Source organism: Companilactobacillus formosensis (assembly GCF_005405305.1).
Lineage (GTDB): Bacteria > Bacillota > Bacilli > Lactobacillales > Lactobacillaceae > Companilactobacillus > Companilactobacillus formosensis.
In genome coordinates, this window is record NZ_BJDU01000002.1 from 127,275 (window position 1) to 147,413 (window position 20,139).

The following is a 20,139-nucleotide window of genomic DNA, read 5'->3' on the forward strand; positions in this document are numbered from 1 at the left end:
TATAATGATAAAAAAAGAAAGTGTTATTCCGTTATATGAACAAATAAAAAATGAAATTATTAAACAGATTTCAGAAGGAACTTACGAGCCTGGTAGTAAACTTCCTTCAGAACATGAATTAGAGGATGAATTTAATACTAGTAGAATTACTATTCGCAGAGCAATTGATGAGTTAGCTAAGGACAATTATTTAACTAAAAAACAAGGAAAAGGAACTTTTATTAATGCACACAAAGTGCAAAGAAACTTATTAAATTTGAATAGTTATACTAATTTTATGTTAGAAAATAATTCAAAACCTTCTCGCAAAGTAATTGAAGTTAGCTATGAAAATGCGACTCTTAAAGTAAGAAGTAACTTACGTACTAGTGAAGAGTCTAAAATTTTAAAAGTTCAGAGAATAATGCACTTTGAAAAAAACAATGATGGACTTGAGATAGGATTTTATCCAACGGAGATGTTTCCTGATTTGGATAAAAAAATAACTAGTGATGTTTCAATCAGTAATTTGTTAAAGGATACATATCATATTAGTCAAGGTCGCAGTCATCAACAAATAAGCCTTACATTTGCAACTAGTGATATGGCGAAAAAATTAAATGTGGTTTTAGGGTCTCCATTATTTCAACTAGAAAGAACAGTATATGATATTGAAAATCAACCAATCTATTTTGCTGTTATGTATTATGACCCTAATAAGGTAAGTTTTATAGTTGATTCAAAATAGGGGAGGGATGTACTTAATGAAAGTTATTGGTATTGGAGACAATGTTGTCGATATGTATTTAGATCAAGGAAAAATGTATCTCGGAGGAAATGCATTAAATTTTTCAAATTTTGCACGAGAATTAGGAGTAAAATCTTCTTTTATTGGTAACTTTGGTACTGATGAAATCGCCAAATATGCAAAAAGAGCATTAAATAAATTGAATATAGACATCTCACATAGCCATACGTTAGACGGAGAAAATGGGCGATCAAGGGTGACGTTGAGAAAACATGATAGGGTTTTCATTGATAGCAATAAAGGTGGGGTATTGAGACAAGGTCTGAACATGACCCCACAGGATATTGATTATGTCAACCAATTTGATATTGTTCATTTCAATATTAACGGTAATGCTGATCAATATTTGACGAATATTAAAGGACCGACCCTCATTTATGATTTTTCCGATTTATATGAAATCAATGATATTAAGAGAATTGCTAAATATATAGATATTGCTTGTTTTTCGGTTGGCTCAATGTCTGATCAAAATATTACTAAGATGGTCAAAAAAATTAATTCTTTTGGTATTACGGATATTTTAATCACGCGTGGATCATATGGCGCATACTTTTTTCATAACTCTAAAAGATATATTCAAAAGTCTGTAAAGGTCACTGTAGTAGATACGATGGGAGCTGGTGATGCATTCATCACGAGTTTTGTAATAAAGTATAAGGAAACAAGTAGTATTGAAGAATCGTTAAAATTTGCTGCTGAATACGCATCTCAACAAGTACAAAGACATGGTTCCTTTAATAATCCAGAAAAAATTCCAAGTAAGTATAACGTTATATAACATAATATAAAATGGAGGCAAATTAATTATGATTAAATACACAACACAAAATGATTTAAAGGAAATTGTTACCGATATCTTAAGAAAGCAATCTAATCTAAAGAGTGTCTTCTTTATTGGATGTGGGGCTTCTTTATCAGAATTGTACGGAGCGGCATATTTCTTAAGACAAAATGCTCTTAAGCTCCATGTTGAATGGATTCAAGCAAATGAGTTCAATTATTCACATCCTAAACTGGCTGATAAGACTGCTGTAGTTATCGTTGCTTCACTTAGTGGAGAGACCAAAGAATCAGTTCATGCTGTTAAAAACGCAAAATCCTTAGGGTGTCATACTATTGCCTTAACACATGTACCAGAATCAAACCTTACCAAAAATGCTGATTATACAGTAGTTCATTCTTTCTTTGAAGACTACGCATCAAAAGCTGCTAAACAGAAAGATGCCTTGGGACTTGCTGTTGAACTCTTACAACAGGTAGAGGGCTTTGATTTATACAAGGAAATGAAACAAGGTGTCGATGTAGTTGATAATATTATTAATTTTGCAGCGGATAGTGTAAAAAAAGAAGCCATTGAATTTGGAACAAAATATAAAGATGAATCCACGATATATACATTAGCAAGCGGAGCAAATTATGGAGTTGGATATTCTACAGCTAACTTTATTTTTATGGAAATGCAATGGATTTCTAGTCCGATTTTAGACAGTGGGGAGTACTTCCACGGACCATTCGAATTAACAGTAAAAGATGCACCATATCTGTTATTCATGTCTGATGGTAAAACTCGTCATTTGGATGCCAGGGCACTAGAATTTTTTCAAAAATACAATGCTAAATATACCGTGATTGATGCTAAGGATTTCTGGTTAGATAGTAAAATGAGTTCGGAAGTAGTCGATTATTTTGATCCGTTGGTATTAACAGGGGTTATGAGAGTTTATGCAGAAGAGCTTTCTAGAGCAAGAAAGCATCCACTTAGTAAAAGAAGGTATATGTGGAAATTAGAGAATTACTAAAAAAGTTCATTGACCTATTTTCTCAATATAATAAGTCAATGAACTTTTTATATTACTTTTCTGTAGAATGACGCTCTCCCAATAGAAAATCATCTTTATTTTCAAACATATGTTTAATAGTGATTGGATTATGTCCAGTTAGTTTACTAAAGTCACTAACAGGAACATCTAAGTATCCTTCTCTAACAGTGGTACCGAATGTTACCATTCCTTCAGAAGTTGCTTGAATAGGACTCTTTGAAAAGTCGCCATTAGTATCACGGGGGACACCGATACTATCAAAATAATCGTATAATTCCTGATCAGTTTTTCTAACGTATTTAATATTGTTGCCAGTAGTTTCATTACCAATCTTTAAAAATTTATCATAAGTAAATGGCTCAATACCGTTAATATTTAAAATAGCACGGTGTAATAAATCGTTATTTAAAGCACAAGCAGCGCTTAAAGCAGCGTCTCGTCTTGATATAAACCAAACTTTACCATTGCCCATGTTCTTTTCGATACTGTCTTCATTACTATTGACGGCACGCATATAATCTGATATGAATGCTTCAGCAAACAAAGAGTTACGTAAGAAAATGTAGTCCAAATCTGTATTTTGAATAATAGATTCAGTATAACCATGATCTGCATTTTCTACGCTTGGATTAAAGGGATTGCCAGCAGATAGTACCGAAGTATAAATTACTTGATCAACGTGTGCTTTGACACAGGCGTCAACAAAATTTTTATGTGCTTGGCGACGTTTTTTACCAACAAAAGGCATTGAAATTAATAATACTTTATCAGCATTTTTATAAGCCGATACTAAAGTATCAGGATTATTAAAATCAGCCACAGCAGTTTTGATTCCTTGATCAGAATACTTCTTTAATTTGTCCTTTCGGGGAGCTGTAAATACTAAATATTCTTTTGGAATCAATTTTTGTACGTAATTTGCTACTAGTGAACCAAAATTTCCGTCTATTCCATTTACTACTATTTTTTTCATAAAAGCCTCCATTAAAATAATGTACACGATTTCATAGTAAGAAAAGAAGTCTTTTTATGTCAAGATGATTATTTAATTTTTAAATAGTTTTAAGAAAAATAACCTAAAATTGGCTTTGAGTAGAGCAGAAATAGTCTACCAGTTGCTAATTTTAGGTTATTTATTATCGATTATATTTTCTTCTAACAATAAGTTTTCTCAATTCTTCAATCAAAAAGATTGGAATCGGAATGATCACTAGAAAAACCCAGTCATTTACTTGTAAGGGAGCTGTATTGAAGACTTCTTGAATTCCGGGTGTATAGACAAGAATTGCTAATAGGATTACTTCGAAAACAATTCCGGCCCAAACACGATGATTATTGAAGATTCCTAATTTAAAGACAGAAGTATATTTGGTTTGACAATTTAATGCTGCCGCGATTTGACAGAAGATGATGGCGGCTAAAGTCATTGTAGTTGCACGATTATAGACGATTCCTGAACTCATAAGATTCTTCATTGGCCAGCCATTTTGGTAATTGACGAAAAAGTAAGCGATAGTAGAAACCAATGAGGCAATGGCACCATACCAAGCAAAAGCGGTCAAAATCAAATGTTTATTAAGCAAGTGTGAGTTATGGGCTCTTGGTTTTTGATTCATAATGCCGGGTTCTGGTTGTTCAGATCCTAATCCTAGAGCTGGTAACATATCAGTACCCAAATCAACCGCTAAAATTTGTAAAACGGTCAATGGCAAAGGAATTAGTCCACGACTGAGTAAGAAGAGTGCTGAAGGAACAGCTTCAGGGACATTTGAATTGAAAATGTACAACAAGAATTTTTGAATATTACTGTAAACGGTACGTCCTTCTTCAATGGCAGCAACGATTGAAGCAAAATTATCATCGGTCAAAATCATATTGGCAGCATCTTTTGCGACGTCAGTTCCAGTAACACCCATTGCGACTCCAATATTAGCCTTCTTCAAAGCAGGAGCATCGTTGACACCATCACCAGTTGAAGCAACAATTTGACCCATATTTTGCAAAGTAGAAACGATTTTATACTTTTGTTCAGGAGCAACTCTGGCAAAAATTACTTCACCTTGTAATGCTTGTTTTAAATCTTTTGAATTCATTTGATCTAGTTCTGTTCCTGTAACAACACGAGCTTTGTCGCTAGTAATACCAATTTTTTCGGCAACGGATTTGGCAGTAATTTCACTGTCGCCAGTTACCATGATGATTTTAATGCTAGCATTGTGGCATTTTTTGACGGCATCATAAATTTCTGGACGGGGTGGGTCAGCCATTACTGTTAAACCGAGAAAGATCAAGTCGTTTTCCGTATTGGTATCGTTTAGATTATCAATTTGTTTTTCATCCTTATAATCAATTGTTTTATAAGTAATAGCTAACGAGCGCAATCCTTTTATAGCGTAATTTTTATTAGCTTGATTGATTTTCTTAATATCATTGGCAGTAATTGATCTGATTTCACCATTGACTTGAATTTTGGTGCATTGTTGCAATAGTCCATCGAGTGAACCTTTTACAGCAACGAATAATTTATTTTTTGTTTGGTGAATAGTCGTCATTCTTTTACGATCAGAGTCGAAGGGCAATTCCTTTACTCTAGGCATTTGCTTTAATTCTTTAGTTGCATCAAATCCAGTTTTTTGAGCCATGATGACTAAAGCTGCTTCAGTTGGAGTTCCAAGGATTTTTGGCTTTTTTTCAGAGGATAATTCAACCGTTGTATCGTTGTTGAAAGTAGCAACTCTTAATAATTGGATCAGAGCAGGATCATCGTGATAATTTATGACTTTATTTCCTTGTTTGAGATGACCATTATTTATGTATCCTTGTCCGGTAACAGTGTAAACATTACCCATGAGCCAGATGTGATTAACGGTCATTTGATTTTGAGTCAAAGTACCAGTTTTATCCGAACAAATAACGCTAGTTTCACCCAGAGTTTCGACACTATTCAAATCTTTTACTAGAGCATGCTTTTTAGCCATCCTTTGTACTGCTTGTGCTAAAGACAAAGTTACAGTTGGCAACAAGCCCTCAGGAATAAAGGCTACTATCATGCCCAGTGCAAACACAAATGATTGAGCAATGGGATGGTGAACAAAAAGTATTGCAGCAACGAAGAAAACTAGGCCAACGGCAATCGCAATCAATGAAATTTGTTTAGTTAGACGATTTAACTCTTGTTGTAAAGGACTAGTAGTTGTATTTTGCTTTTGAGTTAATGAAGCAATTTTACCAAATTCGGTATTCATACCAGTTGCTAAAACCACTGCTTTGCCATCTCCAGAACCAACTGTCGTTCCGGCATAAACGATATTAGATTCTGAAAATTTTCCTTCGCCAATTTTAAATTTAACAGTTTTAGATTCGGGAACAGTTTCACCGGTCAGGGCAGATTGGTCGACCTGAATCGAGGTTGCCTCAAGTAATCTAGCATCAGCAGGAACTGAATTACCAGCCTGTAATTGGAATACGTCGCCAGGAACAATTTCTTTAGAATCTAGCTGCTCAATTTTGCCGTTACGAAAAACTCTGGTATAAGTAGGCAGCATTGCCATTAAGGAGTCAGTAGCTTTTTGAGCTTTATGTTCTTGCCAAAAACTAAAGAGACCATTAATGATGTTGACTAGCCAAATGGCAATTCCTAACTCAATAGATCCAGTCAAAATAGCAATTAGTCCGCTGATCCAAAGTAACATCGCCATAAGACTAGCAAAGTTTTTGAGAAAAGCCTTTAGTTGTGATTTTTGTTGGTTTCTGTGAATCGTATTAGGACCATACTTATTTTTCCGATTATTTGCTTCTATCTGACTAAGTCCAGTTTTAGAAGTTTTTAAGTCTTGTAATAATTTATCCAAAGGTTCATTTGCATATGATGATTGTAATTGATTTTTCTTCATTTTTTCACCAGCTTTTTACAATTAATGAAAAATATAAATTATTCGTTTAATTTTCAAACTTTTCAACAATTCAATTATAGGTCTGTTAAAAAGGAATAGTTGGTAAACAATATGGAAAAATCAAAAAAACCAATTATTATAATCTAATAATGAATTATTACGATAAATATACAAAATGTATTAAAAAATAAGTAAATTCTTAAATCTAAATATAAATTAGGAATTAAAAACTTGTCAGAAAAAATATCAAAGCTCATACTTAAATAAAGCATTTCATAAAGTGGAGGAATAAATGATGTCAAAAGTATTTATTGCGGGAAAAATTCCAAAGAAAGCAGTAGCTTTACTGAAAGCTGCTAACTTAACGGTTGATATGTATACTGATGATAAATTAATTAGTGCAGAAACCTTAAAAGAAAGCATAATTGACAGTGATTTCCTAATTACGCCACTTTCAACGCAAGTTAATCGTGACATACTAGATCATGCACCTAAACTGAAATTAATTGCGAATTTTGGTGCAGGGACTAATAATATTGATACCAATTATGCCAAAAAGTTTGGAATACCAGTGACAAATACACCAATCGTATCAACTGTTTCAACGGCAGAATCGACAGTCGGACTAATTATCGGATTGATGCATCGAATTGCCGAAGGTGATCATTTGATGAGAACAACTGGTTTTAATGGTTGGGCACCGTTGTTTTTCCTAGGACATGAATTGCAAGGTAAAACTTTGGGAATTATTGGTTTAGGTCAAATCGGGCAAGCTGTTGCTAAAAGAATGCACGCTTTCGATATGCCGATTCTCTATACGCAACGTCATCGTTTACCAATTAGTCGTGAAGTGGAACTTGGCGCAAAATTTGTTTCTCAAACTGAACTTCTTGCTAATTCTGATGTTGTAACTTTACATTTGCCTTTAAATGAACACACGAAACATTTATTGGGCGCAGCTGAATTTAAACAAATGAAATCGACTGCAGTTCTGATCAATGCTGCTCGTGGACCAATTATTGATGAATCAGCTTTGACTGAAGCTTTAAAACAGCACATTATTGCTGGAGCAGCTTTAGACGTTTACGAACATGAACCTGAAGTGTCAAAAGAATTAAAGCAAATGAAAAATGTTTTACTGACGCCTCATTTAGGAAATGCTACTATTGAAGCTCGTGATGCGATGGCAGTAATTGTTGCAGAAAATGTAATAGCTGCAGCTAACGACCAACCAATTAAATATATTGTTAACGATATATAATATTAATATCAAGGAGAGAAAAATGTTTGCCAATTTAGTTAATGAAGAAAGAAAAGCCTATAAGACTGTAAAGGTTGGTTATTCTTGGACAGAGATGCTTTTTGGCTTTTGGACACCAGTGTTTCGTGGCGATTTCAAGTGGGCCAGTGTCGTAGTTTTGGCAGAAATAATTTTTGGATCATTCACTTGGGGTGGTGGAGCCTTTTTAGTAACTTTTGTATTTGCCTTCTTTTATAACCGCCTTTACGTCAATGACATGATTAAGCAAGGTTTTAAACCAGCTGATCAGAATTCTTTTAATGTTTTGAAAAGTTATAATTATATTTAGAAATGAGGGAGAGATATTTTTATGAAGAAAAAAGTGGTTCAGATAACTTTATTTTTCTTCATTTCGTGCTTAGTGATAATATCGATTCCAATTGCATTTCATTTTGGGATGCAGTATTTGATAATTACAATTTTGTTGATTTTATTAGGTCGACACATCATACAAAAGCAAAAAAATAAGAGGAATTTATCCAATTTTTAAAAAGGGTAAGTTGCTCTTATTTTTACTTATTCCACCATTTAATATAGTTAATTTCTTTTTTTCTGATTTCATAACCATGTTTTTTATAAAATTTATGACCCGAATCTCGTTCAAATCCAGAAACCAATCTGATTCCTATACTACCATCTTCTTTGGCCCACTTTTCGGCATGTTCAATCAATTTTGAACCAACGCCTTCATCTTGGTGATTTCCATCAACTGCAAGGGTGATAATGTTCTTAAGGCTTTCATGATATGTGTTCTCGTAATCACTCATTTGAATGTAGCCGAGTACTTCAGTATTAGAAACAGCCACAAATATTTTTGAATTGGGTAAGGATAAATTTTTTTAGTACCGCTAAATAAGCTACTCGTAAATATAGAAAAAATTTTGTATGCTGTACTTGTCAGCTGTATTCTTGATATTTGGACTGGCATAATTGTCTTGTGTTGGCCCTTTTTGTGTTCTTGACAGTTCTTTCTACTTTTAATCAAGAAATAAATTATTTTTAGAATCTTATAGGCCCTTGCTATTAAAGCCTTCTGAGCACACAATCAAGATTTTAATCTCCAAAAATAATCTTTAAGAACTGCTTCCTTAGTTATTTTAGCGGTATTTTTTAATATGTTGAATAAAGCCACACTTTTACGTGTGGAAGTGAAAATAGCTTTAGCATTAAAAACCCTTTCGCTATAATTATTTATTTTCGAGGACTTATGTCACAATCCCGTATCGAAGTCAACAAGAGAAAAAAAGATTAGTATACGAATGCACCTAATAATATTTAATAATTAGATCTGAATTGGATGAAAATGTATTAAAAAAAGAAGTGATAATTGAGAATGTACGTCAATGAGCGTACAATAGCTGTGAGGTGATATTATGACAAAGGCAATATCTAATGCAAGAATCGAAGCTCGTATTGATCCTAAAATCAAATCAAAAGCACAAGATGAATTATCAAAACATGGAATGACTATTTCTGAATATGTTAGAGCAACAATAACAACAGTTGCTACTCAAGGCTTACCAAAGGATTTTGGAGTGCCTAACGCAGAAGTAATGTGCTCGTTATACGAAGTCGCAGACGATCAAAATGGCAAAGCAAAGATGAAAGGCTTTACTAGTGTCGAATCGTTAATGGATGATCTGGACAATGACTAAAGAGATCAAAAGAACAACAAAATTTAAAAAACAATATAAGAAAATACGCCATAATCCAAAATGGAAATTGATATTTTCTAAAGGAACTATGGCCGATCCAGAACGTTCTCCTTTTGAGTATATAGTTGGTTGTTTACTAAATGAAATACAAATTCCAAAGTATTATTATGCTCATCCAATCAACTTGTCGAAAGACCAAATGAAATCACTAAAAAGCAGAGCAGATGTGCCGGAAAAAAGTATCAAGGTCCTAGAATTGCACTTTGACGGTCACAATGGCGATCACTTGCTAGTCTACTGTGATTTAAAAGAGGTTGTGTACCTAGTTGCTATTGGTACTCATAGTGACTTATTTTAGTTTGTAACATTACAAACGTGCAAAAAGAATAAGCAAGAGAGGATAGAGGAGCAATCGTTCGACTTACCACCTTCATTAAACTATATGATTTAATAAAAATGTGGTTCTCAAAAAACATCCCTATTAAAAATTGATATTTTCTAATAGAGATGTTTCATGTTAATATGTGGAATAAAAGCTGACAAATGAAATCTTATATTTCATTCGTCAGCTTTTTCTGTATTATAAAACATGATAAGTTAGTTATTTAATAGTGAGTTCCATATTGTTATAAAAAAATAAAGTACATATAGAAATATAGGAAATCCAATATTATGGACAATGAGATTTTTTCTGCAGCTCTTGATGAATTAAATATTCTGACTGAGACTGGAGAAACAATAGGGTATAAGTTTGGTAAAAATTGTAACGCCGTTATAGTTTAACTAATTCAATTCATGTAAAATACATTTGATACTTATTTTTGAGGACATAAATTAATATTGATGTTGAGGAGATGAGAATAGTGAAACTTTGTATGCAGATTAAAAAATATCGAAAACAGAAGAATTTTTCCCAAGAGGAGTTAGCTGAGAAAGTTTATGTATCCAGACAAACGATTTCTAATTGGGAGAATGATCGTAGTTATCCAACGTTGGAAAGTTTGCTTATTTTAAGTGCATTATTTGATATTTCTTTGGATACCTTAGTAAAGGGAGATATTGATATTATGAAACGAGAATTAAGTAAACATGATATGAATTTATGGACGAGGGTAATGTTATTATTCTTATTTTTAGGGATTGTTGTCGGAATACCAGCCGCATATATTTTTTCATATGGTGGACTGATGGTGGCAGCGACGCTATTAATAATTAGCATCGTTGCGGCTTTCAAAGTAGATAGTATTAAGAAAGATAATGATTTGAAAACTTATCAAGAAATTCTAGCTTTTGATGAAGGACATGAACTTAGTTCTGATTTTAAAGAGAAAAATCGTCAGGGTTATTGGAAAATGGAATTGTTATTGGTATTTGGGTCAATAATAATTACGCTGATTCTTTCAGGTATAGTTTTACTTATTATGCGGATATTTTACTGAATTCAAAAAAAATAATAACTAGTTCTTATTCAAGTTTTTGGTCAGAGTAGACGAAATATATACTTTAGTTAAATCAAAGAGCATCAATCAGCAATCCTAAATAATTTACTGATTGATGCTCTTAATTTTGATTTATCTACTAATTTTTAAAGTAAATTTCATATTGTTTTTTTTTACTTATTCTAATTATTTTACTTATCATTAAAATCTAAGCAAAAAAGCGACGAGCCATAGTCTTATAAATATCAATGTACTTCAAGTAGTCGTCTTCGAAAACAAACTCGTTAACTTGATGAGCACTTTCATTACCAGGGCCTGCGACTACAACATCCAAATCAGGGTTAGCTTGGACAAATTGTGAAGCATCAGTACCACCGGGAGCACCGACAGCTGCGATGTTTACATCGAGCACATCTTTGTAACTAGCTTTAACTAATTTAATAAAGTCAGAGTCAAGTTCAGTCTTAACAGGTAAATTGCTGCTCAAAACTTTGAGTTCCAATTTCATTCTAGGATCAGCTTGATTTAATTTGTCGATCAAGTCTTGGAGATCAGCAATTACTTTGTCATTTGTGCATTCAGGAATTGTTCTAATCTTAGCAGTCAATTCAGCGTAATCAGGGATGGTATTTTCTTGATTACCACCGTTCATAACTGTAACTGAAGGTTTTGTCGAACCTAAAACGTCGTCTTCCAGTTTAACTAAATCTGTGAAGTATTCTTTTTGCTTATTGAAGTAAGTAACTAAGTTGTCCAAAGCGTTGATTCCCATTTCTGGCATTGAGCTGTGAGCTGCACGACCACGAGAAATTACTTTGTAAGTTACTGAACCTTTGTGGGCACAAAAAGCTGCCATACGTGTTTCTGGCTTTTGACCGTTAAGTTCAATTAAGCCAGCGTGAACTAATTGTTCCATAGCTAAACGAGAAGTTGAGTTACTTGGTTCACCGACAACGATGGCTTTGACGTCATCAACGTAACCTTCTTTAGCTAATTTAGCAGCACCTAGTTCACCGATCTCTTCACCAACAGTAACTAGGAAACGTAGATTGCCAGTAAAGTCAGGATCTTCGTTTAATTCAATCATAGCGATGGCCATACCAGCTAGTCCACCTTTCATATCAGATGAACCACGACCGAAGATTTTTCCGTCGATGTGTTTGGGATTAAATGGACCATAATTCCATTCATCATCGTTTACAGTTGAAACAACATCAGCGTGACCAGTTAAACCTAAGATTGGACCGTCGCCTTTTTTGATGTTAGCAATCAAATTGAAACGATTGTCGTCATATTTGTTCAATTCAGTTTCAATACCATGTTTATCTAAAAGATCCTTTAGATAATTGGCTACTTTTTCCTCATCACCATTTACAGTTTGCAATTTGATTAAATCATCTAAAATACTGAGTCTTTGTGCTTTGTCCATTTTTACCCTCCGAGATAATGTATAATAATTAAAAAAGCTTTACTCCCTATTCTAATATTTTTTGGGTGAAATTAATAATGAAAGGTTGTATGAGATGAATTTATTGATGAAGATTGACCGCTGGCTTGGGGTTTTATTGTTGGTTGTGGCAGTTTTAGGATTCATATTTAATTGGTTCAGCAAAAGTAATTTAATTTCTGCGGCTGTAGCTGGGGGAGTCCTCTTATTGATTTCTGCGACGGCCGATATCGATAAGCCAAGCAAATAAAAACCACTGACGGATATTGTCAGTGGTTTTGTCATTTAATTTACTTTTTTACGACCCTCAGGAGTGTACTTGTTCTTTTGGTGTCTCTTGTATAGATAGTAGATACCACCGATGATTGCTAAGATCACGACCAAAGGAAGTATGACATGGATAAAGATTGAGAATAATAGAAGGGCAATAAAAAAGCCCAAAACGTATTTCCAAATGTTGTTCATCGAATTCTCCTTTTTTATTTGTGATTTAATTTTTATTCATAACTGTGCCATTGTCAAGCTAAATACATTTTCATTGACTTTAGGTGATATATCTAATAGTATATATCTAATCGCTACCTCTTAGATACACGGAACATAAAGGAGGTGTGAATAATTATGAAGTATAGAATTATGTTAGATCTTAAAAATCAATTATTCACAGCAGTTGATATTAAAGACAGTAATAACTTTGGTAACGGTACAACCATTGAACAAGCTATCAATAATTTAAAGAATAAAGCTGCATAATAAAAGAAATAGGAATCTCAATGATTAAATTCATTGGGATTCTTTTTTTATTCTGGATTGTCAACTGCAAAGTCACCAAATGATGCATTAACAACTTTAGCCAATTCATGTGGTTCAATCAATAAAGATTGTCCAATTTTACCCGCTGAAACGATAATTTTTTCAGCCTCATCAGCTTCTTTTGAGAAGTAAATTGGATAGTTGTGTAGTGAGTGGATTCCAACTGGACTATTTGCACCGTGCTCAAAACCACTAGTTTTGACTAGATCTTTTAATGGAACCATGCCGACCTTTTTATTGCCAGATATTTTGGCTAGTTTCTTGTAGCTCAAATGTTTGTCTAAAGGCAACATACCAACTAAAGGACCAGTCTTATTACCAGTCAATACAAGCGTCTTATAAATCTTGTAGCCATCGCGGGAATTTTTATCAGTAACTAATTCTTGGGTATCGCCATCGGCTTCTGTTTCAAAAGTCATAGGTTTATAAGTTACTTTCTCTTTGTCGAGAATCTTTTCGACTAACGTTTTTTGAATCTTCTTTTTCTTGCTCATTTTTATGTCACCAATCCCTAAAACTGGTCTTTCTAATTTTTGTTAGTGCTAAATTTCCGTCCTTCGTCCCAATGTTCACTGCCAATTAGATAACGTTTCTTATTGTTTATTCCAAATTGTTCCAGCCAAATTTTTTTGTTATGGAGGACGACATATTACACCAATCAGAATATAAAAAGACCTAATACTTAATATATAATAACAAAGCTACCACTTTTTAAAAGTAAATTACTCTTTGGCATTAAAAAATAATTTATTTTTAAGTATCTTAAGCACGGTTGTTATATAATAATGAGCGTTACAACAGGATAAGGAGCGATTAACATGAGTCTTTTTAAGAAACGTCAAGAAGATCCTGCCGAGAATGATTTTAGTAAAATTTCTCAAGAAATTAAGAATAGTCCTAAAAAATTGTCTGAGGCTCAGAAATTATTTAAAAATAATGAATCTTTACGAAAAAAGGTCGTTGATACTAAGGAACAATCTAAAGATAAATAGATTGTTCTTTTTTTATTGTTTTTAACATTATTTTAAACTAATGCTATTCATAACTTAAAACGTATGATATAGTATTAAAAAAAGAAATGGGGTGTTGCATTATGACTGCAATGACAAGTAAATATCGTATTTTGGAGACTAACGTTTTGTTAGAAAGATTCGTAACTTACAATGAGGTTTTTTCAGAATATTTGAAGACAATCAAAATTATTGAGCGTGGTGAGGCACTTCGTTATGAAACTTATGGACGTTTGATTGATAATTATATTCGAAATATCAAACAATTTATTCAGTTGTGTAATTCGTATTTAGCTAAGTACAAATTAGAAAATAGTTTAGTGGCTGAAAAACTTAACGATTACTTTTTGGATTTGATTGGGGCAATCAGTTGTATGGATCCGGAAAGTGAGACGGTCGATCACGGCAGTTTAGAGTTAGCTCAATCTCGAATTAAGGAACGTCAAACAGAATTTATCAATTCGATTAACTTTTTCATCAAATAAAGGCGGTAACGTCTTTTTTTTATGCCATAATTTTAGTAATCTTATTAATAATGGAGGAACGTCTATGATTTGGAAAAAAATAACCGTTGCTATTCCTAATGATTTCGATCCTGAAATTATTTCGGATGTCTTTATGCGCGTCGGTGCCAATGGTACTGAAATGGTCGATGACGAAGATCAATCAATCAAAACAAAGATCAATTCTTATTTTGATGAAAACAATTATAATGAAGCAATTTTAAATAATTTGAAAACTCAATTGAAAAAATTACCTGAATTTGGGTTTGATATTACTGGTGTGGAAGTTTCAGTTAGTGAACTCGATGACAGTAGTTGGGAAAATGAATGGAAACAATATTATCACCCAGTTAAAATCAGCCGTTATTTGACAGTTGTTCCTAATTGGGTCGACTATCAACCTAGTTACCCTGATGAACACATTATCGTGATGGATCCAGGTAAATCATTTGGTACTGGGACTCATCCTACGACCTATTCTTGTATGCAAGCTTTGGAATTGATTCTAGGTGATGCAGATTCTTTGTATGACGTTGGTACTGGTTCCGGAATTCTTTCTATCCAAGCTCGTCAATTAGGTGTTAAAGATATAAAAGCTTTTGACCTTGATCCAGAAGCAGTTTCAGCTGCTAAAGAGAATATTAAATTGAATCCTGGTTGTGAAGATATTGAAGTATTTGAAAATTCACTTTTGGATGGAGTCGATGGTAAAGTTGACGTCATCGTCGCAAATATTTTGGCCGATGTGATTCAACAATTTATCCCAGATATCGATCGTCATTTAAATAAAAACGGTTTTGTTGTCTTATCTGGTATTATTAATGAAAAGGAAGCATTGATCACCGAACAGATGGAAAAAATCGGCTTTGTTGTCCTAGAAGCCTTCCATTTGAAAGGCTGGTCAACCTTAATTTGTAGAAGAAAAGAAGAGTTCGAGGCAGAAGATGGAGCAATACTTCGTTAAACAAGAAATTACTACTAATAATTTAATAATTGATGACCAAGAAATATTTCGTCATGCCATCAAAGTTTTACGTCACAATACGGGTGATGTGATTTATTTGGTCGATCCGAGTGAAAAATTGTTTGAAGCAACGATTACAAAGGTTGACGCTGAAGAAAAACAATTTCAAGTTGACTTGAAACTATTGGATTGGGCAAGTACAGAATTGCCAATTGACGTAACGATTGCTTGTTCATTATCTAAGAAAGATAAAATTGAATGGATCACACAAAAATCAACTGAATTAGGTGCTAAAACGATTATTTTCTTCTCATCTAAGTATTCAATTATGAATTGGAAGAAGAATGTCATTGAAAAGAAAGTTGCTCGTTTGCAAGAAATTGCTAAAAATGCGGCCCAACAATCAAAACGCCGAGTAATTCCAGAAGTCATCTATTTAAATTCTTTAAAGGATTTAGTTGATTATAAAAAGGAAACTAATTTAGTGGCTTATGAAGAATCTGCTAAACAAGGTGAAATCAGTCTTTTGGCTCAGACCTTAGCCCAAAATCCTAAGTCGACTTTATGTGCATTTGGACCCGAAGGTGGCTTTGCACCAGATGAAATTGATTATTTGAATCAAAATGACTTTTTGTCGGTTGGTTTAGGACCAAGAATCATGCGAGCTGAAACAGCCCCCATGTACTTCTTATCAGTGCTATCATATAAGTATGAATTAACGGTAAAATGAGGAACGAATCGTGAAAAATATTTGGAACAAAGTTGAAAAATCAAAAACAACTTATATTGCATTAATCTCAATCATATTGGTATTCATTATGCCAATACTATTTAATCTTTTCCATTTAGGAAGAACTAACCGCATAGTCTGGTTATTCTTCGTCATTAATATCTTATTTGCTGGCTTCATCGGTTGGTTCTCGAGAAAATATGAATTATCTTTTTATAATTTAGTCATTTTTCCGGTTATCTTCGTGATCAGTGTCTTTGTTAAATATGGACGATATGGTTACTTTTTGGCAGGAATTTATTTAGTTTTAAGTATTTTAATTTATTTCTTATTTGAAAAAGAAAAATAAATGGTAAAATTTTGCTAAAGTAAGCATAATAGTAAGTAAAGAGAAGCACTCATTGAGTGCTTTTTATTGTAACGGGGTGAGTATTTCTATGAAAAAAAATAATATGGACTATACACCAGAACAAGTATTAGATATTTGTCGTGGTTATATGAATGATGAACACGTTGAGTTTGTGAATAAAGCTTATAATTTTGCAGCTTACGTACATAAAGAACAAAAACGCGCTACGGGTGAACCATACATAATTCATCCTACACAAGTAGCTCAAATTTTGGCCTCGTTACATATGGACCCATACACTGTTGCTGCCGGTTATTTACACGATGTGGTTGAAGATACCAATGTTACTTTGGGAGACGTCAAAGAATTATTTGGTGATCAAGTGGCAACGATCGTTGACGGTGTCACAAAGATTAGCAAGTATAAATACCATTCACATCAGGAGTTATTAGCTGAAAATCATCGTAAAATGTTGTTAGCTACAGCGAAAGACCTACGTGTCATCATGGTCAAATTAGCTGATAGATTGCACAATATGCGGACTTTGAAAGCTTTAAGACCAGATAAGCAACGTCGGATTGCTAATGAAACTTTGGAAATCTATGCACCATTGGCTGATCGTTTAGGTATCAGTAAGATCAAATGGGAATTAGAGGATCTATCACTGCATTACATCAATCCACAACAGTATTACCGCATTGTTCATTTGATGAATAGCAAACGTGATCAACGTGAGGCTTACATTGCTGAAGCCATCGATTATATTAAGAAAAATGTTGATGCTTTAGGAATCAAATATGATATTTATGGTCGTCCTAAGCATATTTATTCAATTTATAAGAAGATGCGTGACAAGCATAAGCAATTTTCCGAATTGTATGATTTGTTAGCTATTCGGATCGTGGTCGATTCTGTCAAAGATTGCTATGCCGTTCTTGGTTCAATTCACTCCAAGTGGAAGCCAATCCCTGGTCGTTTCAAAGATTACATTGCTGTACCAAAGGCCAATGGCTATCAATCATTGCATACGACCATCATCGGACCTGGTGGTCAACCACTAGAAGTTCAGATTAGAACTTTTGAGATGCATCGAGTTGCTGAATATGGTGTTGCCGCTCACTGGGCTTATAAGGAAGGTAATTTTGAAGGAGTCCATTTAGATGACAACGAGCAAAAAATTGACGTCTTCCGTGAAATCTTGGAATTACAGGAGAATTCTGACAATGCTTCTGATTTCATGAAATCGGTCAAAGGTGAAATCTTCAATGATCGTGTTTACGTCTTTACTCCCCAAGGCGAAGTTATCGAATTGCCAAAGGGTGCTGTGACACTGGATTTTGCCTACCAAGTCCACACTGAAGTTGGTAACCATTCAATTGGTGCCAAAATCAATGGCAGAATGGTACCTTTGAATTATCAATTAAAAAATGGCGATATCGTCGAAATGTTGACGAATTCTAATTCTCAACCAAGCCGTGACTGGGTCAACGTTGTCTTCACATCTAGAGCTAGAAATAAGATTAAGCGTTATTTCAGAACTAAAGACCGTGAAGAAAACATTGTTTTAGGTCGTGAAGCAGTTGAAAATGAATTTAAGAATCGTTCATTATCAAGTAAAAAATATCTTGATAAAAAGCATCTAGAAATTGCTATGAAGATTTTTAACTTTACGGATACAGATGAATTGTTCAATGCAGTCGGTTACGGAGAACTTTCACCAATCAACGTGGTCCACAAACTGGTCAGTGAAGATCCTGATCGTAAAAAAGAAGCTGAGAAAAAAGAGCTTGAAGAACAAGTAATTACTGACACAGAAGAAACACCACAAACGAAAGTTGATAGTCCTAAGTTAAAGAAGGAACGTAATAACGGCAACAACAGTATTTCTGTTCAAGGAATCGATAATTTATTAATTCGCTTGGCAAAATGTTGCAATCCAATTCCTGGAGATAAGATTGTCGGCTATATTACTAAAGGTCGCGGTTTGACTATTCATCGAGCTGATTGTCCTAATGTTCAAAGTGAAGAAGCTAAGCGTCGTTTTATCGATGTCAGCTGGGACAATGTTACTAAAGAAAAGCGTTATACTGCAGAATTGGACGTTTATGCATTCAATCGTAATGGTTTGATCAATGAAGTTTTGCAAGTAATTAATTCGAATACAAATACGTTAAACAATGTTATCGGTCGTTTGGATAAAGAAAAGATGGCTATCATTCACGTAAGTATTGGTGTTAATAATAAGGAACATTTGGATAGTATTATTTCCAAATTGAAAAATATTCCTAATGTATATGAAATAAAGAGGACGGTCGCTTAATGAAAGTAGTAATACAACGAGTATCAGAAGCTAAAGTTTCTGTTGACGAAAAGGCACTTGGTCAAATTGATCAAGGTCTTTGTTTGTTAGTAGCTTTTGCCGATGAGGATACTGAAGAAACACTCGAGTATATGGCACGTAAGATTGCCAACATGCGCATTTTTTCCGATGCCGATGATAAAATGAATTTATCAATTAAAGATGTCAATGGAAAAATTCTATCTATTTCGCAATTTACTTTGTATGCTGATACAAAGCATGGGAACCGTCCTAGTTTCACAGGAGCAGGTAATTTTGAAGCTTCTAGTCGAAAATATGATCATTTTAATGAATTGCTAAGGGGATACGATTTAACTGTTGAAACTGGCGAATTTGGGGCTGATATGCAAGTATCATTAACCAATGACGGACCAGTAACTATTTTAATGGAGAGATAAGATGAAAAGTATTGTTTGGGACTTTGATGATACGATTGCCAACAGTTATCCAGGGATCGTCTCGGCGACACAAAAATCCCTTCGAGAAAATTTTGGCATTAGTTTATCAAAGGATACAATTTTTAAAGAATCTAAAAAGACTTCTGTTCGTAAATTTGTAACAGAGTTATTAGGGGATCAAGATGACGTTGAGCAGGCAGTCAAAGTTTTTTATGCTTCTTATTATCGTTATGAAAAAGAATATCATGACAAAATAACTTTGATACCGCACGTTTTAAAAGAATTAAAGTACTGTGACAATAAGCATTACATGCAATTTATTATTACGCATCGTGACCAATCGATTTATGACTTAGCTAAAACACTTGGCATTGAACACTTTTTTAAGGAAATTATCAGTGTCGAAGATGGTCATAAGAGAAAACCAGATCCAGAGATGCTGAATTATTTAATTGAGAAGTACGGTTTAAATAAAGACGACTTGTGGGTCATAGGTGATCGAAAAATTGATGTCGATTTTGGTCAAAGCGTTGGTGCACATACAATTCTTTTTAATTCTGAAAAGGTTGATTTTGAATATGAACATAAGGTTAGCGATATTACTGAGATCGAACAAATTATCTAAATGTGATATGATTATGACCTTATAAGAATAATTGAGGAAAATAA

Annotated in this window: 23 protein-coding genes and 1 pseudogene; 18 read left to right on the top strand and 6 right to left on the bottom strand. The window is 33.7% G+C overall.

What is annotated here, in order from left to right; all coding sequences use genetic code 11:
- Positions 1 to 4: 4 nt before the first annotated feature.
- Genes FFM65_RS02940 through FFM65_RS02950 form a run of 3 tightly spaced genes read left to right on the top strand, consistent with a single transcriptional unit; the run spans position 5 to position 2,589 of the window.
- Positions 5 to 727, top strand: coding sequence for a GntR family transcriptional regulator (locus FFM65_RS02940; RefSeq protein ID WP_119317658.1), 723 nt, complete (start codon positions 5 to 7; stop codon positions 725 to 727).
- Positions 728 to 743: 16 nt separating this feature from the next.
- Positions 744 to 1,568 carry a PfkB family carbohydrate kinase gene (locus tag FFM65_RS02945; protein ID WP_119317657.1) on the top strand — a complete coding sequence of 275 codons (825 nt, stop codon included), beginning with the start codon at positions 744 to 746 and terminating at the stop codon, positions 1,566 to 1,568.
- A 28-nt stretch (positions 1,569 to 1,596) separates the two neighbouring features.
- A complete protein-coding gene (locus FFM65_RS02950) occupies positions 1,597 to 2,589 on the top strand; it encodes an SIS domain-containing protein (RefSeq protein WP_119317656.1) in 993 nt (330 codons plus the stop codon).
- A gap of 52 nt (positions 2,590 to 2,641) precedes the next feature.
- Here FFM65_RS02950 and FFM65_RS02955 read toward each other — a convergent pair whose 3' ends face one another.
- Positions 2,642 to 3,583, bottom strand: a complete 942-nt coding sequence (locus FFM65_RS02955; protein ID WP_119317655.1) for an NAD(P)H-binding protein — start codon at positions 3,581 to 3,583, stop codon at positions 2,642 to 2,644.
- A 163-nt stretch (positions 3,584 to 3,746) separates the two neighbouring features.
- Entirely contained in the window at positions 3,747 to 6,503 is a 2,757-nt protein-coding gene (locus FFM65_RS02960) for a cation-translocating P-type ATPase (protein WP_119317654.1), read from the bottom strand.
- Between the two features lie 295 nt (positions 6,504 to 6,798).
- Between FFM65_RS02960 and FFM65_RS02965 the strand changes: the two genes are divergently transcribed.
- Positions 6,799 to 7,764: a 2-hydroxyacid dehydrogenase family protein gene (locus tag FFM65_RS02965; protein ID WP_119317653.1), complete on the top strand. Its 966-nt coding sequence runs from the start codon at positions 6,799 to 6,801 to the stop codon at positions 7,762 to 7,764.
- A gap of 22 nt (positions 7,765 to 7,786) precedes the next feature.
- A complete protein-coding gene (locus FFM65_RS02970; protein WP_119317652.1) occupies positions 7,787 to 8,092 on the top strand; it encodes a DUF2628 domain-containing protein in 306 nt (101 codons plus the stop codon).
- A 223-nt stretch (positions 8,093 to 8,315) separates the two neighbouring features.
- Here FFM65_RS02970 and FFM65_RS02975 read toward each other — a convergent pair.
- Positions 8,316 to 8,618: pseudogene (locus tag FFM65_RS02975) on the bottom strand (GNAT family N-acetyltransferase); the annotation flags it as partial.
- Between the two features lie 558 nt (positions 8,619 to 9,176).
- On the opposite strand from FFM65_RS02975, the gene FFM65_RS02980 reads away from it, so the two are divergent.
- The 3 genes from FFM65_RS02980 (at position 9,177) to FFM65_RS02990 (ending at position 10,897) form a co-directional block, all read left to right on the top strand.
- A complete protein-coding gene (locus FFM65_RS02980; protein ID WP_119317650.1) occupies positions 9,177 to 9,458 on the top strand; it encodes a type II toxin-antitoxin system RelB/DinJ family antitoxin in 282 nt (93 codons plus the stop codon).
- Positions 9,451 to 9,816, top strand: coding sequence for a type II toxin-antitoxin system RelE/ParE family toxin (locus FFM65_RS02985; RefSeq protein WP_119317649.1), 366 nt, complete (start codon positions 9,451 to 9,453; stop codon positions 9,814 to 9,816). The genes FFM65_RS02980 and FFM65_RS02985 overlap by 8 nt, the downstream gene beginning before the upstream one ends.
- A 517-nt stretch (positions 9,817 to 10,333) precedes the next feature.
- Entirely contained in the window at positions 10,334 to 10,897 is a 564-nt protein-coding gene (locus tag FFM65_RS02990; RefSeq protein ID WP_162897900.1) for a helix-turn-helix transcriptional regulator, read from the top strand.
- 208 nt (positions 10,898 to 11,105) lie between these two features.
- On the opposite strand, the gene FFM65_RS02995 is transcribed toward FFM65_RS02990, so the two are convergent.
- Complete coding sequence (locus FFM65_RS02995) at positions 11,106 to 12,326, bottom strand: M20/M25/M40 family metallo-hydrolase (protein WP_119317647.1); 1,221 nt, start codon at positions 12,324 to 12,326, stop codon at positions 11,106 to 11,108.
- A 94-nt stretch (positions 12,327 to 12,420) separates the two neighbouring features.
- Between FFM65_RS02995 and FFM65_RS12070 the strand changes: the two genes are divergently transcribed.
- A complete protein-coding gene (locus FFM65_RS12070; protein WP_157060474.1) occupies positions 12,421 to 12,594 on the top strand; it encodes a hypothetical protein in 174 nt (57 codons plus the stop codon).
- A gap of 35 nt (positions 12,595 to 12,629) precedes the next feature.
- Here FFM65_RS12070 and FFM65_RS03000 read toward each other — a convergent pair whose 3' ends face one another.
- Entirely contained in the window at positions 12,630 to 12,809 is a 180-nt protein-coding gene (locus FFM65_RS03000) for a hypothetical protein (protein ID WP_057816109.1), read from the bottom strand.
- 156 nt (positions 12,810 to 12,965) lie between these two features.
- Between FFM65_RS03000 and FFM65_RS12255 the strand changes: the two genes are divergently transcribed.
- Entirely contained in the window at positions 12,966 to 13,097 is a 132-nt protein-coding gene (locus tag FFM65_RS12255; protein WP_255311475.1) for a hypothetical protein, read from the top strand.
- Positions 13,098 to 13,144: 47 nt separating this feature from the next.
- On the opposite strand, the gene FFM65_RS03005 is transcribed toward FFM65_RS12255, so the two are convergent.
- Positions 13,145 to 13,651, bottom strand: coding sequence for an aminoacyl-tRNA deacylase (locus FFM65_RS03005; protein ID WP_119317646.1), 507 nt, complete (start codon positions 13,649 to 13,651; stop codon positions 13,145 to 13,147).
- Between the two features lie 324 nt (positions 13,652 to 13,975).
- On the opposite strand from FFM65_RS03005, the gene FFM65_RS12075 reads away from it, so the two are divergent.
- The 8 genes from FFM65_RS12075 to FFM65_RS03040 all read left to right on the top strand — a co-directional run bounded on the left by FFM65_RS12075 (position 13,976) and on the right by FFM65_RS03040 (position 20,095).
- Positions 13,976 to 14,149 (top strand): hypothetical protein, encoded by a 174-nt coding sequence (locus tag FFM65_RS12075; RefSeq protein WP_010019713.1) that lies wholly within the window; start codon positions 13,976 to 13,978, stop codon positions 14,147 to 14,149.
- A 101-nt stretch (positions 14,150 to 14,250) separates the two neighbouring features.
- Positions 14,251 to 14,652, top strand: coding sequence for a hypothetical protein (locus tag FFM65_RS03010; protein WP_119317645.1), 402 nt, complete (start codon positions 14,251 to 14,253; stop codon positions 14,650 to 14,652).
- Positions 14,653 to 14,716: 64 nt separating this feature from the next.
- Complete coding sequence (gene prmA / locus FFM65_RS03015) at positions 14,717 to 15,634, top strand: 50S ribosomal protein L11 methyltransferase (RefSeq protein WP_119317644.1); 918 nt, start codon at positions 14,717 to 14,719, stop codon at positions 15,632 to 15,634.
- Positions 15,615 to 16,364, top strand: coding sequence for an RsmE family RNA methyltransferase (locus FFM65_RS03020; protein WP_119317643.1), 750 nt, complete (start codon positions 15,615 to 15,617; stop codon positions 16,362 to 16,364). Before prmA ends, FFM65_RS03020 begins: the two co-directional genes overlap by 20 nt.
- Positions 16,365 to 16,374: 10 nt before the next feature.
- Complete coding sequence (locus FFM65_RS03025; protein ID WP_059075121.1) at positions 16,375 to 16,713, top strand: hypothetical protein; 339 nt, start codon at positions 16,375 to 16,377, stop codon at positions 16,711 to 16,713.
- A gap of 88 nt (positions 16,714 to 16,801) precedes the next feature.
- A complete protein-coding gene (locus tag FFM65_RS03030) occupies positions 16,802 to 19,033 on the top strand; it encodes a RelA/SpoT family protein (RefSeq protein WP_119317642.1) in 2,232 nt (743 codons plus the stop codon).
- Positions 19,033 to 19,470: a D-aminoacyl-tRNA deacylase gene (gene dtd, locus FFM65_RS03035; protein ID WP_119317641.1), complete on the top strand. Its 438-nt coding sequence runs from the start codon at positions 19,033 to 19,035 to the stop codon at positions 19,468 to 19,470. Before FFM65_RS03030 ends, dtd begins: the two co-directional genes overlap by 1 nt.
- Position 19,471: 1 nt before the next feature.
- On the top strand, positions 19,472 to 20,095 hold the full coding sequence (locus FFM65_RS03040; RefSeq protein WP_119317640.1) for an HAD-IA family hydrolase: 624 nt from the start codon (positions 19,472 to 19,474) through the stop codon (positions 20,093 to 20,095).
- Positions 20,096 to 20,139 lie beyond the last annotated feature (44 nt).